Source organism: Streptococcus azizii (assembly GCF_001984715.1).
GTDB lineage: Bacteria > Bacillota > Bacilli > Lactobacillales > Streptococcaceae > Streptococcus > Streptococcus azizii.
In genome coordinates, this window is the sequence record NZ_MSPR01000021.1 from 1 (window position 1) to 18657 (window position 18657).

The 18657-nt window shown below is 43.3% G+C and carries 14 protein-coding genes; 9 read left to right on the forward strand and 5 right to left on the reverse strand.

What is annotated here, in order from left to right; all coding sequences use genetic code 11:
- The first annotated feature begins 269 nt into the window (after positions 1–269).
- Genes glyQ through BVE84_RS09010 form a run of 3 tightly spaced genes read left to right on the forward strand, consistent with a single transcriptional unit; the run spans position 270 to position 3494 of the window.
- The gene (glyQ, locus tag BVE84_RS09000; RefSeq protein ID WP_076996691.1) at positions 270–1187 is read left to right on the forward strand and encodes a glycine--tRNA ligase subunit alpha; all 918 of its coding nucleotides are present in this window, start codon (positions 270–272) and stop codon (positions 1185–1187) included.
- A 1-nt stretch (position 1188) separates the two neighbouring features.
- Positions 1189–3228 (forward strand): glycine--tRNA ligase subunit beta, encoded by a 2040-nt coding sequence (gene glyS / locus BVE84_RS09005; protein WP_076996692.1) that lies wholly within the window; start codon positions 1189–1191, stop codon positions 3226–3228.
- Positions 3229–3236: 8 nt separating this feature from the next.
- Complete coding sequence (locus tag BVE84_RS09010; RefSeq protein ID WP_076996693.1) at positions 3237–3494, forward strand: DUF896 family protein; 258 nt, start codon at positions 3237–3239, stop codon at positions 3492–3494.
- A 108-nt stretch (positions 3495–3602) separates the two neighbouring features.
- Here BVE84_RS09010 and BVE84_RS09015 read toward each other — a convergent pair whose 3' ends face one another.
- The 4 genes from BVE84_RS09015 to BVE84_RS09030 all read right to left on the reverse strand — a co-directional run bounded on the left by BVE84_RS09015 (position 3603) and on the right by BVE84_RS09030 (position 9658).
- Entirely contained in the window at positions 3603–4940 is a 1338-nt protein-coding gene (locus tag BVE84_RS09015; protein ID WP_076996694.1) for an MATE family efflux transporter, read from the reverse strand.
- 61 nt (positions 4941–5001) lie between these two features.
- Entirely contained in the window at positions 5002–5667 is a 666-nt protein-coding gene (locus BVE84_RS09020; RefSeq protein WP_076996695.1) for a potassium channel family protein, read from the reverse strand.
- 1099 nt (positions 5668–6766) lie between these two features.
- Entirely contained in the window at positions 6767–8116 is a 1350-nt protein-coding gene (locus tag BVE84_RS09025; protein WP_076996696.1) for a TrkH family potassium uptake protein, read from the reverse strand.
- Between the two features lie 1002 nt (positions 8117–9118).
- The gene (locus tag BVE84_RS09030) at positions 9119–9658 is read right to left on the reverse strand and encodes a Gx transporter family protein (RefSeq protein ID WP_076996697.1); all 540 of its coding nucleotides are present in this window, start codon (positions 9656–9658) and stop codon (positions 9119–9121) included.
- A 220-nt stretch (positions 9659–9878) separates the two neighbouring features.
- Between BVE84_RS09030 and BVE84_RS09035 the strand changes: the two genes are divergently transcribed.
- The 5 genes from BVE84_RS09035 (at position 9879) to BVE84_RS09055 (ending at position 16129) form a co-directional block, all read left to right on the forward strand.
- A complete protein-coding gene (locus BVE84_RS09035) occupies positions 9879–11765 on the forward strand; it encodes an NAD(P)/FAD-dependent oxidoreductase (RefSeq protein WP_076996698.1) in 1887 nt (628 codons plus the stop codon).
- Positions 11766–11885: 120 nt separating this feature from the next.
- Positions 11886–12878, forward strand: coding sequence for a polyprenyl synthetase family protein (locus tag BVE84_RS09040; RefSeq protein WP_076996699.1), 993 nt, complete (start codon positions 11886–11888; stop codon positions 12876–12878).
- 128 nt (positions 12879–13006) lie between these two features.
- A complete protein-coding gene (locus BVE84_RS09045; RefSeq protein ID WP_076996700.1) occupies positions 13007–13522 on the forward strand; it encodes an FMN-binding protein in 516 nt (171 codons plus the stop codon).
- 602 nt (positions 13523–14124) lie between these two features.
- Complete coding sequence (locus BVE84_RS09050; protein WP_076996701.1) at positions 14125–15183, forward strand: FAD:protein FMN transferase; 1059 nt, start codon at positions 14125–14127, stop codon at positions 15181–15183.
- A complete protein-coding gene (locus BVE84_RS09055; protein WP_076996702.1) occupies positions 15173–16129 on the forward strand; it encodes a 1,4-dihydroxy-2-naphthoate polyprenyltransferase in 957 nt (318 codons plus the stop codon). Before BVE84_RS09050 ends, BVE84_RS09055 begins: the two co-directional genes overlap by 11 nt.
- Positions 16130–16347: 218 nt before the next feature.
- On the opposite strand, the gene BVE84_RS09060 is transcribed toward BVE84_RS09055, so the two are convergent.
- Positions 16348–16779: a NusG domain II-containing protein gene (locus tag BVE84_RS09060; RefSeq protein ID WP_244157401.1), complete on the reverse strand. Its 432-nt coding sequence runs from the start codon at positions 16777–16779 to the stop codon at positions 16348–16350.
- 926 nt (positions 16780–17705) lie between these two features.
- Between BVE84_RS09060 and rsmH the strand changes: the two genes are divergently transcribed.
- A complete protein-coding gene (gene rsmH / locus BVE84_RS09065) occupies positions 17706–18656 on the forward strand; it encodes a 16S rRNA (cytosine(1402)-N(4))-methyltransferase RsmH (protein ID WP_076996720.1) in 951 nt (316 codons plus the stop codon).
- Position 18657: the final 1 nt, after the last annotated feature.

Genomic DNA, 18657 nt, shown 5'->3' on the forward strand with positions numbered 1-18657 from the left:
GCTGACAAGCTTCTTTACGAGTATGACCTTCGTCTTGAACAAACGAAATCACTCGTTTTCTAAAATCTAAATCATATGCCATAACTTTAGTATACCATAATTACTGATTTAAAACTGATTGACTATACAGCGTCAGTGTTCGTGCCTTTTTTCAGTTGAAAGGTCACACACTCATCGCTATGGTGGCTGAGCTAGACGCTGTACGGATTCGCTGTTCCTAGTAATAGTGGCTAGGAATGTTGAAAAAACATTTGTAGAAAGAGGGAAGTATGTCAAAGAAACTTACATTTCAAGAGATTATCTTGACTTTACAGCAATTTTGGAACGAGCAGGGATGCATGTTGATGCAGGCTTACGATACAGAAAAAGGAGCAGGAACCATGAGTCCGTATACGTTTTTGCGCGCCATTGGTCCTGAGCCTTGGAATGCGGCCTATGTAGAGCCAAGCCGTCGACCAGCAGATGGTCGGTATGGGGAAAATCCAAACCGCCTTTATCAACACCATCAGTTTCAAGTAGTCATGAAACCAAGCCCAAGCAATATCCAAGAATTGTACTTGGAATCGCTCGAGCGCCTAGGAATCAATCCATTAGAGCATGATATTCGTTTTGTAGAAGATAATTGGGAAAATCCTTCTACTGGATCTGCTGGGCTGGGCTGGGAAGTTTGGCTTGACGGAATGGAAATTACTCAATTTACTTATTTTCAACAAGTCGGAGGTCTCGAAACAGGCCCTGTTACCGCTGAGGTGACCTATGGTTTAGAGCGATTGGCCTCTTATATCCAAGAGGTGGACTCGGTTTATGATATTGAGTGGGCAACTGGTGTGAAATATGGAGAAATCTTCCTCCAACCAGAATATGAACATTCAAAATATTCCTTTGAAGTATCAGACCAAGACATGCTTCTTGAAAACTTTACCAAGTTTGAGAGGGAGGCAGAACGTGCTCTTGCGGAGGGGTTGGTCCATCCAGCCTTTGATTATGTTTTGAAATGCTCTCATACGTTTAACTTGCTAGATGCTCGTGGAGCAGTATCTGTAACAGAACGTGCAGGCTATATTGCCCGTATCCGTAACCTTGCCCGTGTCGTTGCCAAGACCTTTGTAGCAGAGCGCAAGAAACTTGGTTTCCCACTCTTAGACGAAGCAAGACGAGCGCAATTATTAGCAGAGGAGGCAGAATAAGATGACGAAAAATTTACTGGTAGAACTTGGCTTAGAGGAAATCCCAGCCTATATTGTAACTCCTGCCATGAATCAGTTGCGTGACCGTATGGCGAACTTTTTGACAGACAATCGTTTGGCTTTTGAAAGCATTGATGTCTTTTCAACGCCTCGCCGTTTGGCTGTTCGGGTGTGTGGTTTGGCAGAAGAGCAGACCGATTTGACAGAAGACTTTAAGGGACCTGCTAAGAAGATTGCCTTGGATGCTGATGGCAATTTCACTAAGGCAGCAGAGGGCTTCGTTCGTGGTAAAGGTTTGACTACAGCTGACATCGAATTCCGTGAAATTAAGGGGGAAGAGTATGTCTATGTCACCAAGCACGAACAAGGAAAGCCAGCTAAGGAAGTCTTGGCAGGCATTCCAGAGGTCTTGAAATCGATGACCTTCCCAGTCAGCATGAACTGGGCTTCCAATACATTTTCCTACATCCGTCCTGTCCACACCTTGACGGTTCTCCTAGGAGATGAAGCACTTGAGATGGACTTTTTGGATATTTCTTCAGGTCGCATCAGCCGTGGTCATCGTTTCCTTGGAAAAGAAACCGAGATTGTAAGTGCTGATAGCTATGAGGCAGACTTGCGAGCGCAGTTTGTGATCACTGATCCCGCAGAACGTCAAAATATGATTGTCAAGCAAATCAAGACCATCGAGGACAAGCACAATGTGACGGTGGAGATTGACCAAAATCTGTTGACCGAAGTTCTCAACTTGGTCGAGTATCCAACTGCTTTCATGGGTTCATTTGATGCTAAATATTTGGAAGTGCCAGAGGAAGTTTTGGTCACTTCGATGAAAAATCACCAGCGTTACTTTGTGGTGCGTGATAAGGCAGGTAGGCTTCTTCCTAACTTCATCTCCGTCCGCAATGGTAATGACCAATACATTGACAATGTTATCAAGGGAAATGAAAAAGTATTGGTGGCGCGTTTGGAAGATGGAGAATTTTTCTGGCGTGAAGATCAAAAATTACAGATTGCAGACCTAGTAGAGCGCTTGAAAGCCGTTACTTTCCATGAGAAAATTGGTTCACTTTATGAGCATATGGTACGGACAGCTACCATTAGCAGTTGTTTAGCTGACCAAGCGGGGCTTTCTGAAGAGGAGAAAACAGCGCTTGCCCGAGCAGCAGCAATTTATAAATTTGACCTCTTGACGGGGATGGTCGGTGAGTTTGACGAACTGCAAGGGATTATGGGAGAAAAATATGCCTTGCTTGCAGGTGAGACACCGGCTGTCGCCGTGGCAATTCGCGAACATTACTTGCCCAACAGTGCAGAAGGTGACCTGCCACAAACGAAAGTGGGTGCAGTCCTTGCCCTTGCGGATAAGTTAGATACTATCTTGTCATTCTTTTCTGTCGGCTTGATTCCAAGTGGGTCAAATGACCCGTATGCCCTTCGTCGAGCGACTCAAGGTGTCGTGCGGATTTTGGAGGCTTTTGGCTGGAATATTGCCATCGATGAATTGATTGAAAGACTCTATGCTCTAGAACACGATAGTCTTGTGTATGCCCATCAGCTAGAAGTCCTTGATTTTTTCCGCGCTCGAGTGGAGAAAATGATGGATAAAGATATACCTAAAGACATCGTGAACGCTGTTTTAAATAGTAGTCATTTTGTAGTGAGCGACATGCTAGAGGTGGCTCATATCCTGGCTGAAAAGGCTAAGACTCCTGACTTCAAACCAGCAGTTGAAAGTCTGGCTCGTGTCTTTAACTTAGCTGAGAAAGCAGAGGAAGGTGTTGACGTTGATAGTGCTTTATTTGAGAATGCACAGGAAAAAGATTTGGCTGAAAGAATTGAGCAGATAGTAGCTGTTACGGATTTGAGGGCTATTATCGACCAACTCTTTGCCCTTCAGCCAGTTATTGACGCCTTCTTTGATCATACCATGGTTATGGTTGAGGATATAGCTGTAAAGAATAACCGTCTAGCTTTGTTGGCTGCCTTGACCAATAAGGCACAGGAGATCGCCCAGTTTAACCAAATCAACACCAAGTAGGAGAGAAGATGGAACAAAAAAAAATTGACCGCATCAATGAATTGGCCAGAAAGAAAAAAGAAGAGGGCTTGACAGAAGAGGAATTAAGGGAGCAAGCAGCTCTTCGTGAAGAGTATATCGAAGGCTACCGTCGCAGCGTTCGGGCCCATGTCGAAGGAATTAAAATCATTGATGAGGAAGGAAACGATATAACACCAGAAAAACTAAAACAGGTGCAGCGAAAAAAGGGATTACATGGCCGCAGTATGGATGATCCAACTTCCTAGCCCAGAGGAGTTTATACTCGATAAAAATCACCAGTAGATTATCCTTTTGATTTTTAAAGAGTACTGGACTAAAAAACAACCACTAGCATAGGTAGCTAGTGGTTGTTTTTACTCTAGGTTTTCCTGTCTTAATTTTTTCGTTAGAATAAGACTACTAGGAATCAAGACCATGACACTACCGATCCAGGCAGCGGGATTGGCAGCAGCAACACCGTAGAATCCCCAGTAGGTCATACCGATAATAGCGACGCCCGCTCGCATGACTAATTCCATGATTCCTGCAAGGGTTGGTACAAATCCTTTTCCTAGTCCTTGGATAAAGCTCCGAAGGACAAAGAGGATGGATAAAATCCAGTAACAGGTACCATTGATGATGTAGTAGGCCAAGGCTAGGCGATAGACTTCTGTACTACCGTCTGCGAGAAAGAGGCGGGAGAAGAAGCGATTGGCTGTGACGAGAACGATGGCAAAGATAAGGGCCCAAGCAAGGCTGATGAGGACGGATTTTCGCAGCCCCTCTAAGATTCGCTGATAGTGTTTTGCTCCGTAGTTTTGGGCAGTGAAGGTTGATATGGCTAATCCTAGGTTAATCATGGGGAGCATGGCAAGTTGGTCAGTCTTACTGGCAATCGCTTGAGCAGCAATCGCATCGGTACCTAGTTGGTTGAGCATGACTTGTAGGGTGATGGCTCCAATGGCGATAATGCTTGCCTGAAAGGCCATGGGAAAGCCTAGTTGTGCATGTTTGATCAGGTTGAGCTTATCGAGTCGCAGCTCTGCCCATGTGATATGGAAGTAAGGGACTTTTTTATAAATATAAATGACTAGATAAAGGACGGAGAAGGCCTGGGCTGTAATCGTTGCAAGCCCTGCTCCAAATACACCTAAACCGGCATTTAAAATAAAGAGAAAGTCGAGTAGGACATTGATGAAGCAGGCAATAATAAGGGCAATCAGTGGGGTAGTTGAGTCACCGAGACTACGGATAAGGCTGGACAGATAGTTAAAGAGGACAGAAAAAATCGTTCCACCGAAAATGGCTGTTAAAAACTGTTGTGAATGTGGCAATAATTCCTCAGGAGTCTGCATCAAAATGAGTAGTGGTCTTAGGAAAGAAAGTGCCAAAATGGTGAGGGCTAGACTGATACAAAAGGAATAAAAGAGACCGTGGACAAAACTTTTTTTGACTCCATCCATATCGTTGGCTCCAAAACGTTGGGCAGTGACAATGGTTAGACCACTGGTCAAACCTTGTGCAAAGCCGAGGATGAGAAAGACGATACTTCCAGTTGCTCCGACACTGGCAAAAGCCATCTTACCCAGCGTCTGCCCTACGATAATACTATCTGCAAAATTGTAAGCTAATTGAAAAAAACTGCCAATTAAAAGGGGGACGGTAAAGCGCAAAATCACTCGGATCGGCTTTCCTTGGGTTAGATCCTGCATAAAAACTCCTTGAAGATAAGGGAGAAGAACGCATCATGGGGTAGTAGCAAAAGGCTAGAGTTTAGTTAGTACACTCTTCAAAATGATCGACAGTGTAGTTGTCGGTTACAGCCATGATTAGCTCTTGCTCGTTGAAGATATAGTCGGGTGAAAATTGGACATTCAGTTTATGAGTCTTGGCATTGCGATAACCAATGATGTTAAGGTTATAGTGCTGACGTAGTTGCAACTGAGCAAGGCTCTTTCCAATCCATTTTTGTGGCGCATGAAATTCAATGATGGTGACATCCCCGTCTAGTTCAATTAAGTCGGTCGTGTCAAGGTGAAGGAGATGCTTGGCAAGGGAGACTCCCGTTTCTCTTTCTGGAGAAATGACACGGTCTGCTCCGATTTTTAACAGCACTTCTTTAGCCGTATTACTCTTTACCTTGGCGACAACCTTAGGTACATTGAGGGCTTTACAATGGAGTACAGCAAGAACGCTAGACTCTAAGTTACGTCCTGTTGCAACGACTACTGTATCACAGCGGTCGATTCCTGCAGCCCGCAGCAAGTCCTTGTCTGTAATATCCCCCACAATTCCTTTGGTTAGAACAGTTTCTAACTGATTGATTCGCTCGACATGGTTATCGACGGCGATGATAGTACAATCATAACGGTGTAAGGTTTTGGCAATCGTTGTCCCAAAGACACCGAGACCTAAAATTCCAATAGTTTGAGGTTTCATCATAGTCTCCTTTACATTAAGATACAAAGGGCGTTTGATACGAGTAATACTCGTTTTATTTCCAACCTTCAACAGTCTATTCCTAGACTGTTGAAGCGAGCAAAGCAAAAATAGGAGTTTTGACGCAGAGGGTAGCTGAGAGTTTGCTCCGGCAAACTCCTATTTCCCGCCTTCAAAGGTATACCATACCTTTGAAGCTAGGAAAAACTATCCCAAAGGGATTCTCAGCTGTAATCGGCTAAAGCCGAAACAGCTGCCTATCTTTTTTGCACAGCTCGTAGCCCGTGTTCAGTTAAACCAAGATACAAAGCCCGTAAAACTCAAGGTAAAAATAGGAAACTTTGCGAAGACGTTTCGTCTAGCAAAGGCTTCTCTTTTTTACGCAGAGTTTAGGGCGAGTTCAGTTAAGATGTGAGGACGTTAAAAGGTCTAAGTGAAAATAGGAATTCTGACGCAGAGTCCAAAGACTCTAGGAAGAATTATCTTTTTCGCACAGACCTTAGTCCGAACTCAATTCCACAAGATACAAAGGGCGTTTGACACGAGTCTCACTCGTGCTATTTCCAACCTTCAACAGTCTATCCCTAGACTGTTGAAGCAACTCCTAGACAAAATAGGAAATACGACGAAGAAGTAAAGGACGTTTGCTAAGGCAAACTTCTATTTCCCGCCTTCAAAGGTATGCTATACCTTTGAAGCTAGGAAGAATTATCTTTTTCGCACAGACCTTAGTCCGAACTCAATTACACAAGATACAAAGGGCGTTTGACACGAGTTTCACTCGTGCTATTTCCAACCTTCAACAGTCTAGTCCCAGATTGTTGAAGTGAGCAAAGCAAAAATAGGATTGAAACAGTTCACTGTTTTGCTGTGGTCACTTTCTGATTTCTAGGTGACCAGTTGCAACAGTTCCCCGAACTGTTGCAATCTCATCTGTAATCAGCTAAAGCTGAAACAGCTGCCTATCCCCCAAAGGGATTCTCATCTGTAATCGGCTAAAGCCGAAACAGCTGCCTATCCCCAAAGGGATTCTCATCTGTAATCGGCTAAAGCCGAAACAGCTGCCTATCTTTTTTTCGAGCTTTTAGCCCGTGTTCAGTTACACAATCATAGAGGATTTTGCATACTGTATCGTCTCTTCCTTGGACAGTCTCCGGGCAGAGAGGCTAATCAAAATGGACATGGGACCAATCCGCCCGAAGAACATGAGTGCCATGATGATGCCCTGCCCTAATTGAGAGAGTTCGGGCGTGAGATTCGCTGTTACTCCAACAGTGGCTAAGGCTGACATGACCTCGAAAATGAGAAAAATCGTGGGCTTTTGGGGGTCTGTCATGCTAATAGCCAGAAGGCCGATGAGAAAGACCATGATAAAGACGATAAAGGTTGCAAAGGCTTTTCGGATAGTGATAGCATCGATCGTCCGCGCCTTGAAATTGGTATGGGGAAGGCCGATAATCTCACTTCTAGCATAGAGAATGAGGGTAAGAAAGGCTGTGATTTTGATTCCACCAGCGGTTCCCCCAGGTGCACCTCCAAGCATCATTTGAAAGGTGTAAAGTAAGAGGGTGACAGGATTGGCCTTGGTGTAGTCAATGGAGGCAAAACCAGCTGTTCGCATGGTGACCGTCTGGAAAAAACTAGTGAGAATTTTTTGTGGAAAATTCAGGGATCCAATCGTTGCGGGATTTTTATATTCGGTTAGAAGGGTCAGAGTCGTTCCGATTAAGAGGATTAGACTGGTTAAGGTGAGGACCACCTTGGTATGGAAGCTGAGCCTACGAAAACTCAGGCGTTTTTGAATTTTAGTCTGCATGTCAAACCAGACAGAAAATCCAAGGCCTCCCATAATAATCAGTGCGGCAATCGTCAGATTGACCAAGGGATTGGTGGCATAGTTGACCAAGCTAGTGGATCCAAAATTATCAAACCCCGCATTACAGAAGGCAGAAATAGCTAGGAAAATGGAAGAAAAAATCCCTTTCTGCCAGCCAAATTCAGGGACGAAGTGGAAGGAAAGACAGACTGCTCCTAGCGCCTCGATGGCAAAGGTAAAGCCAAAGACAGATTTGATAAAATTGCGAAAATGTTTGGTTTCTGCCAGACTAAAACTTTCTTGCAGAGTGGCCATATTGATAAAACTTAGCTTTCGTCCTCCTCTCAGGGCAAAGAGTCCGATAAAACTAATGAGACTCAGACCTCCAATTTGAATCAGCAACATGCAGACGATCTGACCGAGTGCATTGTAGGTCTCTGAGACAGGGACGGTAAAGAGTCCTGTCACGCAGACCATAGAAATGGCGGTAAAAAGATGGTCCCAGTATCTGGCCTCTGAGCTGGCTAGCTGAAAAATAGGGAGAGATAATAGGAGCGAGCCAATTAGGATAACTCCTGCAAAGCTCAGGACAATCCGTTGGCTCGGTTTTAGTTTTCGTTTTAGGCTAGGCATGTTTTCCTCTCGTCATTAGGACATTATTTTCTTTTAGTATGAGGATATTGTAGCACAAATTGCTAAAAATAACAGAAAAACCTACCCAGTCGGCAGGAAAAGAATTTTTATACTCTTTAAAAATCAAAAGGATACTTGGTCAAGAGTCTCGGGGAATTGTAACTGAGTTCAGCCTAAAACCTCGGAAAAAAGATAAATCTCATTGGTTGCAAGACAACCTGCTTCGATTTCCTATTTTTCAGTCGGTTTTTTAACGGCTTCACATCTTAACTGAACACGCCCTAAACTCTGTGCGAAAAAGATAATTCTTCCTAGAGTCTTTGGACTCTGCGTCAGAATTCCTATTTCCTAGCTCAGGCTTCTGTGGTCACTTTCTTGTTTCTAGGTGACCGTTGAAACAGTTTCCCAAACTGTTTCAATCCCATTTTCGTTTTGAGTTCTTAACGGGCTTTGTATCTTAGTAATTGAACTCTGACTACGAGCTGTGCAAAAAAGATAGGCAGCTGTTTCAGCTTTAGCTGATTACAGCTGAGAATCCCTTTGGGATAGTTTTTCCTAGCTTCAAAGGTATGGTATACCTTTGAAGGCGGGAAATAGGAGTTTGCCTCAGCAAACTCTCAGCTACCCTCTGCGTCAAAACTCCTATTTTTGCTTTGCTCGCTTCAACAGTCTAGGAATAGACTGTTGAAGGTTGGAAATAAAACGAGTGAAACTCGTGTCAAACAGTCTAGGAATAGACTGTTGAAGGTTGGAAATAGAACGAGTGAAACTCGTGTCAAAAGCCCTCGTATCTTGATGAGTGAAAAGCTCCAGTGGAGGTTTTCAGCCTGTTCCATCTTGAAATAGTTATCAACTACCTTCACGACCTTCGGTTTTGATTGTAAGGAAATGAGCGGTGCTCATCTCCTATCCCAGCTTTCACAATTCTTAATTGTGAAAGCTAGCCTACTGTTGATTTTTATTGAGTATATGATAAAAGTGCTGAGCTGTGAAGGCAGGTTCTTATCTCCAGTTTGCCAAAATAATTTGGTTATAATGGCGGAGGGGAGCGATCTTCTGGAGCAGATAATTGGCAGCTAGACCGACCAAAAATCCAGACAGAATCCCGCTAAACGATAGAATAGGGAGATAATTGAGGACGAGTAAGGATTGAGCAATCCAAGAAAAAACCAACAACTGGCCGATATTGTGGAGCATGCCGCCTAAGATGGAAATCCCAATCGCACTGACGCGATTAGGTCCCAACTGTTTGGCAGCAAGCATGCCAGTGTAGCTGAGAGTAACCCCTGAAAAACCATATAAAAATGTCGAGAAAGTTCCTCCTAGAAAGGTTGAAACCAAGAGGCGAATGCTGACTACTTTGATACTATCCTTGGCAGGAAGGGTAAAAATTGCAATCAGACTAATGAGGTTTCCAAGTCCTAATTTTGCTCCAGGAGCAAAGGAAAAGGGGGTTGGAATCAGTCGCTCAACCAGAGTAATGACAACTGCCTGAGCAGCTAGCATTGTAATAAACAGTAGTGTTTGATTTTTTGAATTCATAATCGTATCTCTATACTAATAGTAGGTAGAAAGTGTTTAAGGATAAAAGCTAGCTACCCATCCTCTCTACCTCCATTATACTATCTGTTTTTTTAGAGATATGCAAGTCTTTTTTGGAGAATTGTCTCCCTCCAAAATAAATCCTCCCATTGTGCAATCTCTTCAAAAGGTGTATAATAGTCTTTGTTAAAAAGCAGACAAACTAATTGGAGGTTATGTTTTGACTAAAAATATTGTAATAGTAGGTGCTGGGTATGCAGGGATTGCTGCAGCGCGCCTACTCGGGAAAAAGTTCAAGAAAAGTGACGATGTGACCGTTACCTTGATTGATAAAAACTCATTCCATACCTATATGACAGAGTTGCACGAAGTAGCAGCTGGTCGTGTGGAAAAAGATGCTATTAAGTATGATTTAAAACGCATCTTTAATAAGTATCCAAAAGTGGACTTGGTGACAGACAAGGTTGTTGAAATTGACTACGACAAGAAAGAAGTCATTGCGGAACATCAAACCCTTCCTTTTGACTATCTCTTGCTTGCAATGGGTGGGGAAGCCAACGATTTTGGTATCAAGGGCGTAAAAGAAAATGGTTTCACTCTTTGGTCGATTGAAGCAGCAGAGCGTTTGCATGACCATATCATTGATTCCTGCTATCGTGCTATGCGAGAACACGATGAAGAAAAGCGTCGTGCCCTGCTTACTTTTACCGTTATCGGTGCAGGTTTCACGGGTATCGAAATGATTGGTGAACTGATCGACTGGGTTCCAATCTTGGCACATGAATTTAAATTAGATCCAGCCGAGTTCTCTCTGAAAGTAATCGAAGCAATGCCGAACATCTTGCAAATGGTTACGGAGAAAGAACAAGTGAAAACCCGTAAATACCTTGAGAAAAAAGGTGTTGAATTGGTACTCGGTGATGGAGTGGCAGCCGTCGAAGCCGACAAATTGCTCCTTTCATCTGGTCGCGAAATTCCAAGCTACACTTCTATCTGGACAGCAGGGGTACAGGCTAATAGCGATGCTAGTGCGTTCGGGATTGAAAAAGCGCGTGCAGGACGCTTGGTTGCCAATGAATACATGGAAGCCAAGGGTAAGGAAAATGTCTATGTAGCAGGTGACTTGGTCTATTATGAAGAGCCAGACAAGGATGGTAAACCAACGCCACAAATTGTTCAAGCAGCCGAGCAAACAGGACATACAGCAGCGCAGAATATCATCGCTGCGATTACCGGTGGAGAAAAACATAGCTACAAAGGGAAGTACGATGGCTTTATGGTCTCTATCGGTTCCCGTTATGGAGTTGCCTTCTTGATGGGCAAATACCACTTGTCAGGCTTTATGGCGATGTTCATGAAGCACATGGTGAACTTGCTCTACTTCTTTACCATCCGTAGCTTCTTTTACATGGGTTCTTATATCCGCCATGAATTCTTTGATATTAAGAATAAACGCAATATCTTTGGTGGTCACACATCTGGAAAAGGAAACCTTCTGTGGTCTACACCCTTGCGTGTATTCTATGGTTCCGTCTGGCTCTACGAAGGAATCAAGAAAGCCTTTGGACTTTTCGGAACGACCTCATGGCTGGGGGATCAAGTAGTCTTTCCATTCCCGTGGTTGGCTGACCCTGTATCAGGTGCTTCAGCAGCTGAAGCCACATCAGGCGCTTCCCAAGCAGCGACTGAAACAGCCCAAGCTATCTTTGGACTGAGCTATGCCTATGGTGAGCAGCCAATGACAGTGTTGGACGGTATGCCAGATTGGTTTGCTTCTATCATGCAGTTTATGATGCCTAATCAAGAGGTTGCTCTCTTTATGCAAAAGTTCATGACCATTGCAGAAATTGGAATAGGTCTTGCCTTGATTGCGGGAGCCTTTGTTTGGATTGTCAGCGCAGCAACGGTTGCCTTGGTAGCCATGTTTAGTTTATCAGGAATGTTCTATTGGGTAAATATCTGGTTCGTTCCAGTTGCCATCTCATTGATGAACGGTGCAGGTCGTGCCTTCGGTCTAGACTACTGGATCATGCCATGGTTGGGTCGTTTCCTTGATAGGAAGGTGTATGGCAAACCCAAGCATATTTATACTTTAAAAGACAAATGATACTGAATAGTGGTTCTTAATTCCATTATGATTGAAAGAAGATAAAATGATAGGGGCTATTCAAAGAGCGGGGAAAGAGTTTGCTGAATAGCCCTTTTTCTATAATGAAGTAGGAGTATTGTGGTACATCAAATTTGGAAGAATCATCCAGAAATACAGAAGGGACTGGGACAAGTCAAGCGCATTATGCTAACAGAGATGAGGATGATACATCCAGCCGTGCGCGAAAAAATTGTTGAATATATAGAGGCACCGGGAAAGTATATGCGCTCAGGTCTGTGTCTCATGTTTGCCCAAGCTGTGGATGGAGAAATTAAGCTAGAAAAACTTTATTTTGCTGCTTATGTAGAGGTGTTACATCTTGCGACCCTCCTTCATGATGATGTCATCGATGAGGCAGATGTACGGAGAGGAATCGTTGCTGCCCATCGTCACTTTTCAAATCGCATTGCCATCTACGCAGGTGACTATCTAATGGCCTATGCAGGACGTTTACTGGCAAAGGGGGTGCGATTATTAGGACTTGAAAGGTCCGAAATGGAATGCCTCAATGAGAGATTGATAGAGGGAATTTTAGCAGGGGAATTGGCTCAGTTGATGAATCAGTTTGATTCGACGATGACCATGAAACGCTATCTGAAGCAAATTCAAGGAAAGACAGCTTTCTTGTTTGGTTTGGCTTGCCAACTAGGAAGTCTACAGGGTGGGAGAACTGTCAAAAAAAGCTCCCCGGCCTTTCGAGCGGGTCGTTCTTTTGGTATGGCCTTTCAGTTGCGGGATGATCTGATTGATTATTATTTAACAGCCCAGGAATCAGGGAAGCCGGCCCTACAAGATATTCAAAATGGGATTTATACAGCTCCCCTCCTCCTTGCTATTGAGGAGGATCAGAGTATCCGTCAGGATTTGAGGGTAGTGATAGAGACTAAGGACGAGGGCTTGATGGAGCAGTTGATAGAGAAGATAGAGCAAACCAAGGCGCGGGAGCGTACGGAAGCCTTGATGAGAGCCTATATGCGAAAGGTAGACAGGGAGGTTCTTCTAGTAGAGACAGAAGGCCGCTCAGTTGATTGGCACTGGCTAGCAGAAAAAATGCTGGCTTCTTATCGTTGAATCTAACAAGAGATTTTCCTTATCTTGTGGTAAACATTGGACATTCTGACCAAAAAGGTATATCATTATAGAGTAAGAAAACGCTTCAGTTTTGATTAGCTGAGGTAGAGAAAAGGAGTTTTATCGTAATGAAAACAACAAAAGTCGCTTTGAAAAGTATTGCAGTTTTAGCTGCTGCCTTTGCCTTGGTAGCCTGTGGTGCTAAAGAAGACGCGAAAGATACAGCAATGTCTACATCTGAGACTACAGCAGCTTCATCAGCAGAAACAAAGACGATGGCTGAATTGAAGGATGGGACATACTCAGCAGAGTCTGCACCAGATGATCGAGGATTTAAGATTGTTCATTCTATCACTGTTAAAGACGGCAAAATTACAGAGTCTAAGTTTGATTATGAGGACAAAGACGGTAAGATGAAGTCTGAAAACGAAGAATACAATAAAATGATGAGTGAAAAAGCTGGTGTCTCTGCAAAAGAAGCGATTGAAAAATTAAATGCTGGTCTTGTTGAAAAGCAAGATGTTGCAGCAGTTGAAGTGGTTTCAGGAGCAACCCATACTTCAGAGGACTTCAAGAAGAGTACAGAAGCTCTCCTTGTCGCAGCTGAAAAAGGTGATACTGCAAAAGTAATGCTTGATAAATAATTGAGCAGAAACATAAAAATAGAGGCTGACTAAATACCAGCCTCTTTTCTAGTGGGGTATAGTCATTCAGTTCATCTTATGTAATTGAACACGCCCTAAACTCTGTGCGAAAAAGATAGGCAGCTGTTTCGGCTTTAGCCGATTACAGATGAGAATCCCTTTAGTGGATAGGCATCTGTTTTGGCTTTAGCTGATTGTAGCTGAGGATTCCTAGGGGATTGAAACAGTTTGGGGAACTGTTTCAACGGTCACCCAGAAACAAGAAAGTGACCACAGAAGTCCGAACTTAGAAATTAAAAAGTGAGGGAATTTGCCACTGAGCTTAAAAACTAAGAAGTGAGGATAGGCAGCTGTTTCGGCTTTAGCCGATTACAGATGAGATTGCAACAGTTCGGTGAACTGTTGCAACTGGTCACCTAGAAATCAGACAGTGACCACAGAAGCCCGAGCTAAAAAATTAGACAGCGAGGATAAATACTTCGATTTACTGTCTTTAATGAATAGGCTGAAAACCTCCACTGGGGCTTTTCACTCGTCGGATTTTCTATTTTCGCTTTGAGTTTTTCACGGGCTTTGTATCTTATGTAAAGGAGGATGAGAATATGAAATGGAAATGGCTGGTGCTTCTTCTATCCGTTGGTGTTTTTTTATTGGGAGCTTGTCAGTCTAAGCAGGCAGTCAAGGAGGGTCTACCTGTGGTGGAGAAACCTTTGACTCGTACGGAGAGTCTGCTTCATACAGTTGTGCAGATTAGTATCTATCATGAGAATCAAGAAGAAGTGCTAGAAGAAGGCCTTGCCTATGTTAAGGAAATGGAGCGGCTTCTATCAACAAATTTGGAAGGTTCTGATATTTATCGAATCAACCATGCGGCAGGAAAGGAAGCGGTCAAGGTTGATTCTCGGACCTTTGAATTGATTGAACAAGCCTTGGTGATGGGGGAAAAAAGCAAGGGACGCTTTGATATCTCTATCGGAGCCATCAACAATCTTTGGAGAATTGGCTCAGAAGATGCCCGAAAGCCAAGCGATCAAGAGATTAAGGAGGCCCTGCCTCGCGTCCATTATAAGGATGTGCAGCTGGATAAGAAAAATCAGACCGTTGCGGTAAAAGAGGGGATGGTCTTGGAACTTGGTGCCATTTCAAAAGGCTATATCGCTGATGGCTTGAAAGCCTTGTTTGCTAGCAAAGGAATCACAACTGCAATTATCAATCTAGGTGGCAATGTTGTCGTGATGGGAAGTTCTCCTGCCCATAAGGAGGGCTGGAAAGTAGGGGTTCAAGATCCCGATGAAGTACGGGGGACAGTGGTTGGTTCGGTCTATGTGACAGATGGATCAGTTGTAACCTCGGGCATCTATGAGCGCTATCTGGAAGTGGATGGAGTCATCTATCACCATATCCTGAATCCTGCAACAGGTTACCCAGTTGAGAACAATATTTCAGGAGTGACAGTCTTTACCAAAACGTCTACCCAGGGAGATGCTCTCTCTACAACCTTGTTTCTGCTGGGCATTGATGAAGGGCGAAACTTTATCGACCAGCTGGAGGATGTAGAGGCGGTCTTTATCGATAAGGAGCGTGGTGTTCATCTCAGCAAAGGACTCAAGGGACGTTTTGAATTGAGCAATAAGGAGTATCATCTTGTCAATGACGAATAAAAAAGGGAAGCTCTCCCTTCCGATTTTCTTAGAATTTATCGAATTACGAACCAAGGTTGCGAGCATCTTTCCCCTGCTCCTTGGAATGGTTTGGGCGCTTTACCGTTATAGTAGTTTCAATGCTCTGAACACTCTACTATTTTTTCTAGCTGTCTTGGCCTTTGATATGTGTACGACAGCCATCAACAATACGATGGATTATGCTAAGGCAAAGGATCAAGTCTATCGTGAAAAACAGAATGTCATCGGTCGCCATCAGCTTGATTTTCGACAAATGGTGCAGATTGTCTTTTCTCTCTTGTTCTTTTCAATCGTTATCTCCTTGCTATTGGTCTGGCGGACAGATGTGATGTTGCTACCGCTTGGAGCGATGTGCTTCTTGATAGGAATTTGCTATACCTTTGGCCCCATTCCCTTGTCACGGATGCCTTTAGGAGAGGTTTTTTCTGGTTTGACGATGGGATTTGGCATTTTCTTTCTCGCTGTTTTTGTTCAAGCACCCCATCTATTTTTAGTCAGTCGGTTTGTGGGGGAATGGTTTCAGTTGCAGCTAGCTTGGGGGAGGCTGATTGAAATCGGTCTGATGAGCCTTCCCTTGGTTTGTCTCATTGCAAATATTATGTTGGCCAATAACTTGTGCGATTTGGATGAAGATATTCGCAATCATCGCTATACCTTAGTCTTTCATATTGGACGACAAAAGGGGCTTTTCCTCTATACCTGCTTGGCTCTCTTGCCGTGGTTTTTGTGGCTAGTCTACCCTTTCTTTGGACTGTTACCTTTTTGGGCTTGGTTGGGCTTTGGTATTGCAACCTTGTCTTATCGCAGTTTGAGACGTTTCTTGGAAAAACAAGTGAAACGTGAAACCTTTATCGAAGCGGTCAATAGTTTTATCCTCTTTTCAGTCTTATATCTTCTAGTGCTGATTGTAGCTTGTGTGATATAGAAAAAAAGAACTTGAAGTTTCAAGCTCTCAGATTGAAGAAAAATCCATCTCGGCTCATTTTCTTCAATCTTTTTCTTGGGCTAAAAATACCACTATATCAGTATTTTTAAGAGTTGCTGCAAGATGATGTTCACACTATGAATTTGCTATTTTTCTACCGCTTAGAGGGGTTGTCTACCTTTTGAGACTTCAATTTTCCAACTCTTTTAGACTACCTATCAAATTGGTAGAATCAATTCATCCTCCTCTTCTCCCTCTTGGTCATCTGGAATTCGGATTTCGATGATGAGGTTGTGGGGGAGACAAACTGCAATTTCGCCGGGTTTGCTAATCCAGCCTGTATTTACTGCGATTTGGTCGGGGCTATTGTCTTCCTTGTCTCGAATCCGCTCGCCGTCGACCTCGATGATATTGTACTGACCGGGATTGGGATAGTAGGTCACTTCTTTGTGAGGGCTGCTTTTTGAGAGTTTAAATTCTTCGACAACTTCTCCGTTGATACGGATGGAAGCAATGAGATAGGGTTCTTCCGGTTGATTCTGGCTACCTACATAGGTGACGATAGCTGGCACGAAAGACAGGAGCAGGGTTATCCCAACTAAGATAAAATCAAAGGGTTTCAGTTGACGTAAAATATGTTTCATTCCAATCCTCATTCTAGCAAGAATAAGAATATTGTAAAGGAATTTTGTGGCTTTGTAAAGGTAAGAGAGTGATAAGAGAGTGTCAAAAGTAATTGAAAAAAGGCTTGCTATCGCGCTTAGTGAATACTAGGAGGCTCAATCTTATTTAGCTATTTATACTCTTTAAAAATCAAAAGGATACTTGGTCAACCATTTCAACTACCTTAGGCTTCGTTCCCGAAAAAGACTGCTTCCAATTATCCAAGTAACACCTAGCTTTACTCGAAAAAGTATCGTTGCAATCGGAGCATATAGGTTATTCTCATGAATGAATTTGTAAAGTTTAAACTGTTTATATCTTGTGGGTTTCTGTTGATGAGTAGTGTTTTATTATGGAATGTTCGCACTATTCGTATCCACTTGTTTTGGAAAGTAGTGTTAATGTATTGATTTGGGGTTATCATTCCTAATGATAGAAAAGTTCTTTTTGAAAAGCAGTTTTTTCTTGAATGATATTGGAGTTCAATCATACCGGAAGAGTCTGCCCCTTTTTAGAAGGGGCTTAGACTGAAGAAAAAGTTTATTTTCTTCAAAACGATTATTTTATTATGATACTTTACTTGGGTAGCACGGACGGCAGCAACTCCCTACGGGATTTCATGCCTAGATTTTGAGCCTGAGTCTCAAAATCTCCGAACACCAGAAACATAATGTTTCTGGTGTTTTTTGCTACGGCGTAAAGTAGCGGTTATGAGCTCGCTTCGCTCGCCCTTTCACGAAGAGATAAGAGCACTGATACTATCCTTCGATATTGACATTGACAAATTTTCTCAGAGATACTTTGTCTACAACCTGTTCCCCTTTTTAGAAGGGGCTTTTTCATTTATGCTCCCGTCTCTTGATAATAGTTTTCCGTCTCTTTTTGGGAGGAAATGTGGTACAATGGTAAGGATATGATGAAGGAATTTAACCATACGACTGTTTTATTGCATGAAACTGTAGATATGCTAGCCGTAAAGCCTGATGGTATCTACGTGGATGCAACCTTGGGAGGAGCAGGTCATAGCGAGTATTTATTGAGTCAGTTGAGTGAGGAGGGGCATCTTTATGCCTTTGATCAGGATGAAGCGGCTATTTTGAATGCCCAAAAGCGCCTGGCTCCCTATCTTGAAAGAGGCATGGTCACTTTTATTAAGGATAATTTCCGCCATCTGAAGGCTCGTTTGAAAGAGCGAGGAGTGGATGAAATAGATGGCATCTGCTATGATTTGGGTGTGTCTAGCCCTCAACTAGATGAGCGGGAACGAGGATTTTCTTATAAAAAAGATGCTTGTCTAGATATGCGGATGGATCGGACTGCCCCCTTGACAGCTTACGAGGTGGTCAATCGGTACAATTACCATGATTTGGTACGGATTTTCTTCAGATATGGGGAGGATAAATTCTCTAAGCAAATCGCACGAAAGATAGAGCAAGCACGAGCTGAAAAGCCGATTGAGACAACGACTGAGCTAGCAGACCTAATCAAATCAGCCAAGCCTGCTAAGGAGTTGAAGAAAAAAGGTCATCCTGCTAAGCAGATTTTTCAAGCCATTCGCATTGAGGTCAATGACGAGTTGGGAGCGGCAGATGAGTCTATCCAGCAGGCCATTGACCTGTTAGCAGTAGACGGTCGGATTTCGGTCATTACCTTCCATTCGTTGGAGGATCGCTTGACCAAGCGGTTGTTTAAAGAGGCCTCAACAGTTGCTGTACCAAAGGGGCTACCTTTTATTACCGATGAGCTAAAACCTAAACTAGCCTTGGTCAACCGCAAGCCGATTTTACCAAGCCAAGCCGAATTGGTTAGCAACAACCGCGCTCATTCTGCCAAATTGCGCGTGGCAAAAAAGATACATAAATAGG

What these genes read in the sequence shown, in the direction of transcription:
- BVE84_RS09010 (WP_076996693.1), top strand. Translation starts at nt 3,237, where the DNA reads ATGGAACAAAAAAAAATTGACCGCATCAATGAATTGGCCAGAAAGAAA.
- BVE84_RS09045 (WP_076996700.1), top strand. Translation starts at nt 13,007, where the DNA reads ATGAAAACAACAAAAGTCGCTTTGAAAAGTATTGCAGTTTTAGCTGCT.
- BVE84_RS09030 (WP_076996697.1), bottom strand. Translation starts at nt 9,658, where the DNA reads ATGAATTCAAAAAATCAAACACTACTGTTTATTACAATGCTAGCTGCT.
- BVE84_RS09020 (WP_076996695.1), bottom strand. Translation starts at nt 5,667, where the DNA reads ATGAAACCTCAAACTATTGGAATTTTAGGTCTCGGTGTCTTTGGGACA.
- glyS (WP_076996692.1), top strand. Translation starts at nt 1,189, where the DNA reads ATGACGAAAAATTTACTGGTAGAACTTGGCTTAGAGGAAATCCCAGCC.
- rsmH (WP_076996720.1), top strand. Translation starts at nt 17,706, where the DNA reads ATGATGAAGGAATTTAACCATACGACTGTTTTATTGCATGAAACTGTA.
- BVE84_RS09015 (WP_076996694.1), bottom strand. Translation starts at nt 4,940, where the DNA reads ATGCAGGATCTAACCCAAGGAAAGCCGATCCGAGTGATTTTGCGCTTT.
- BVE84_RS09055 (WP_076996702.1), top strand. Translation starts at nt 15,173, where the DNA reads ATGACGAATAAAAAAGGGAAGCTCTCCCTTCCGATTTTCTTAGAATTT.
- glyQ (WP_076996691.1), top strand. Translation starts at nt 270, where the DNA reads ATGTCAAAGAAACTTACATTTCAAGAGATTATCTTGACTTTACAGCAA.
- BVE84_RS09025 (WP_076996696.1), bottom strand. Translation starts at nt 8,116, where the DNA reads ATGCCTAGCCTAAAACGAAAACTAAAACCGAGCCAACGGATTGTCCTG.
- BVE84_RS09050 (WP_076996701.1), top strand. Translation starts at nt 14,125, where the DNA reads ATGAAATGGAAATGGCTGGTGCTTCTTCTATCCGTTGGTGTTTTTTTA.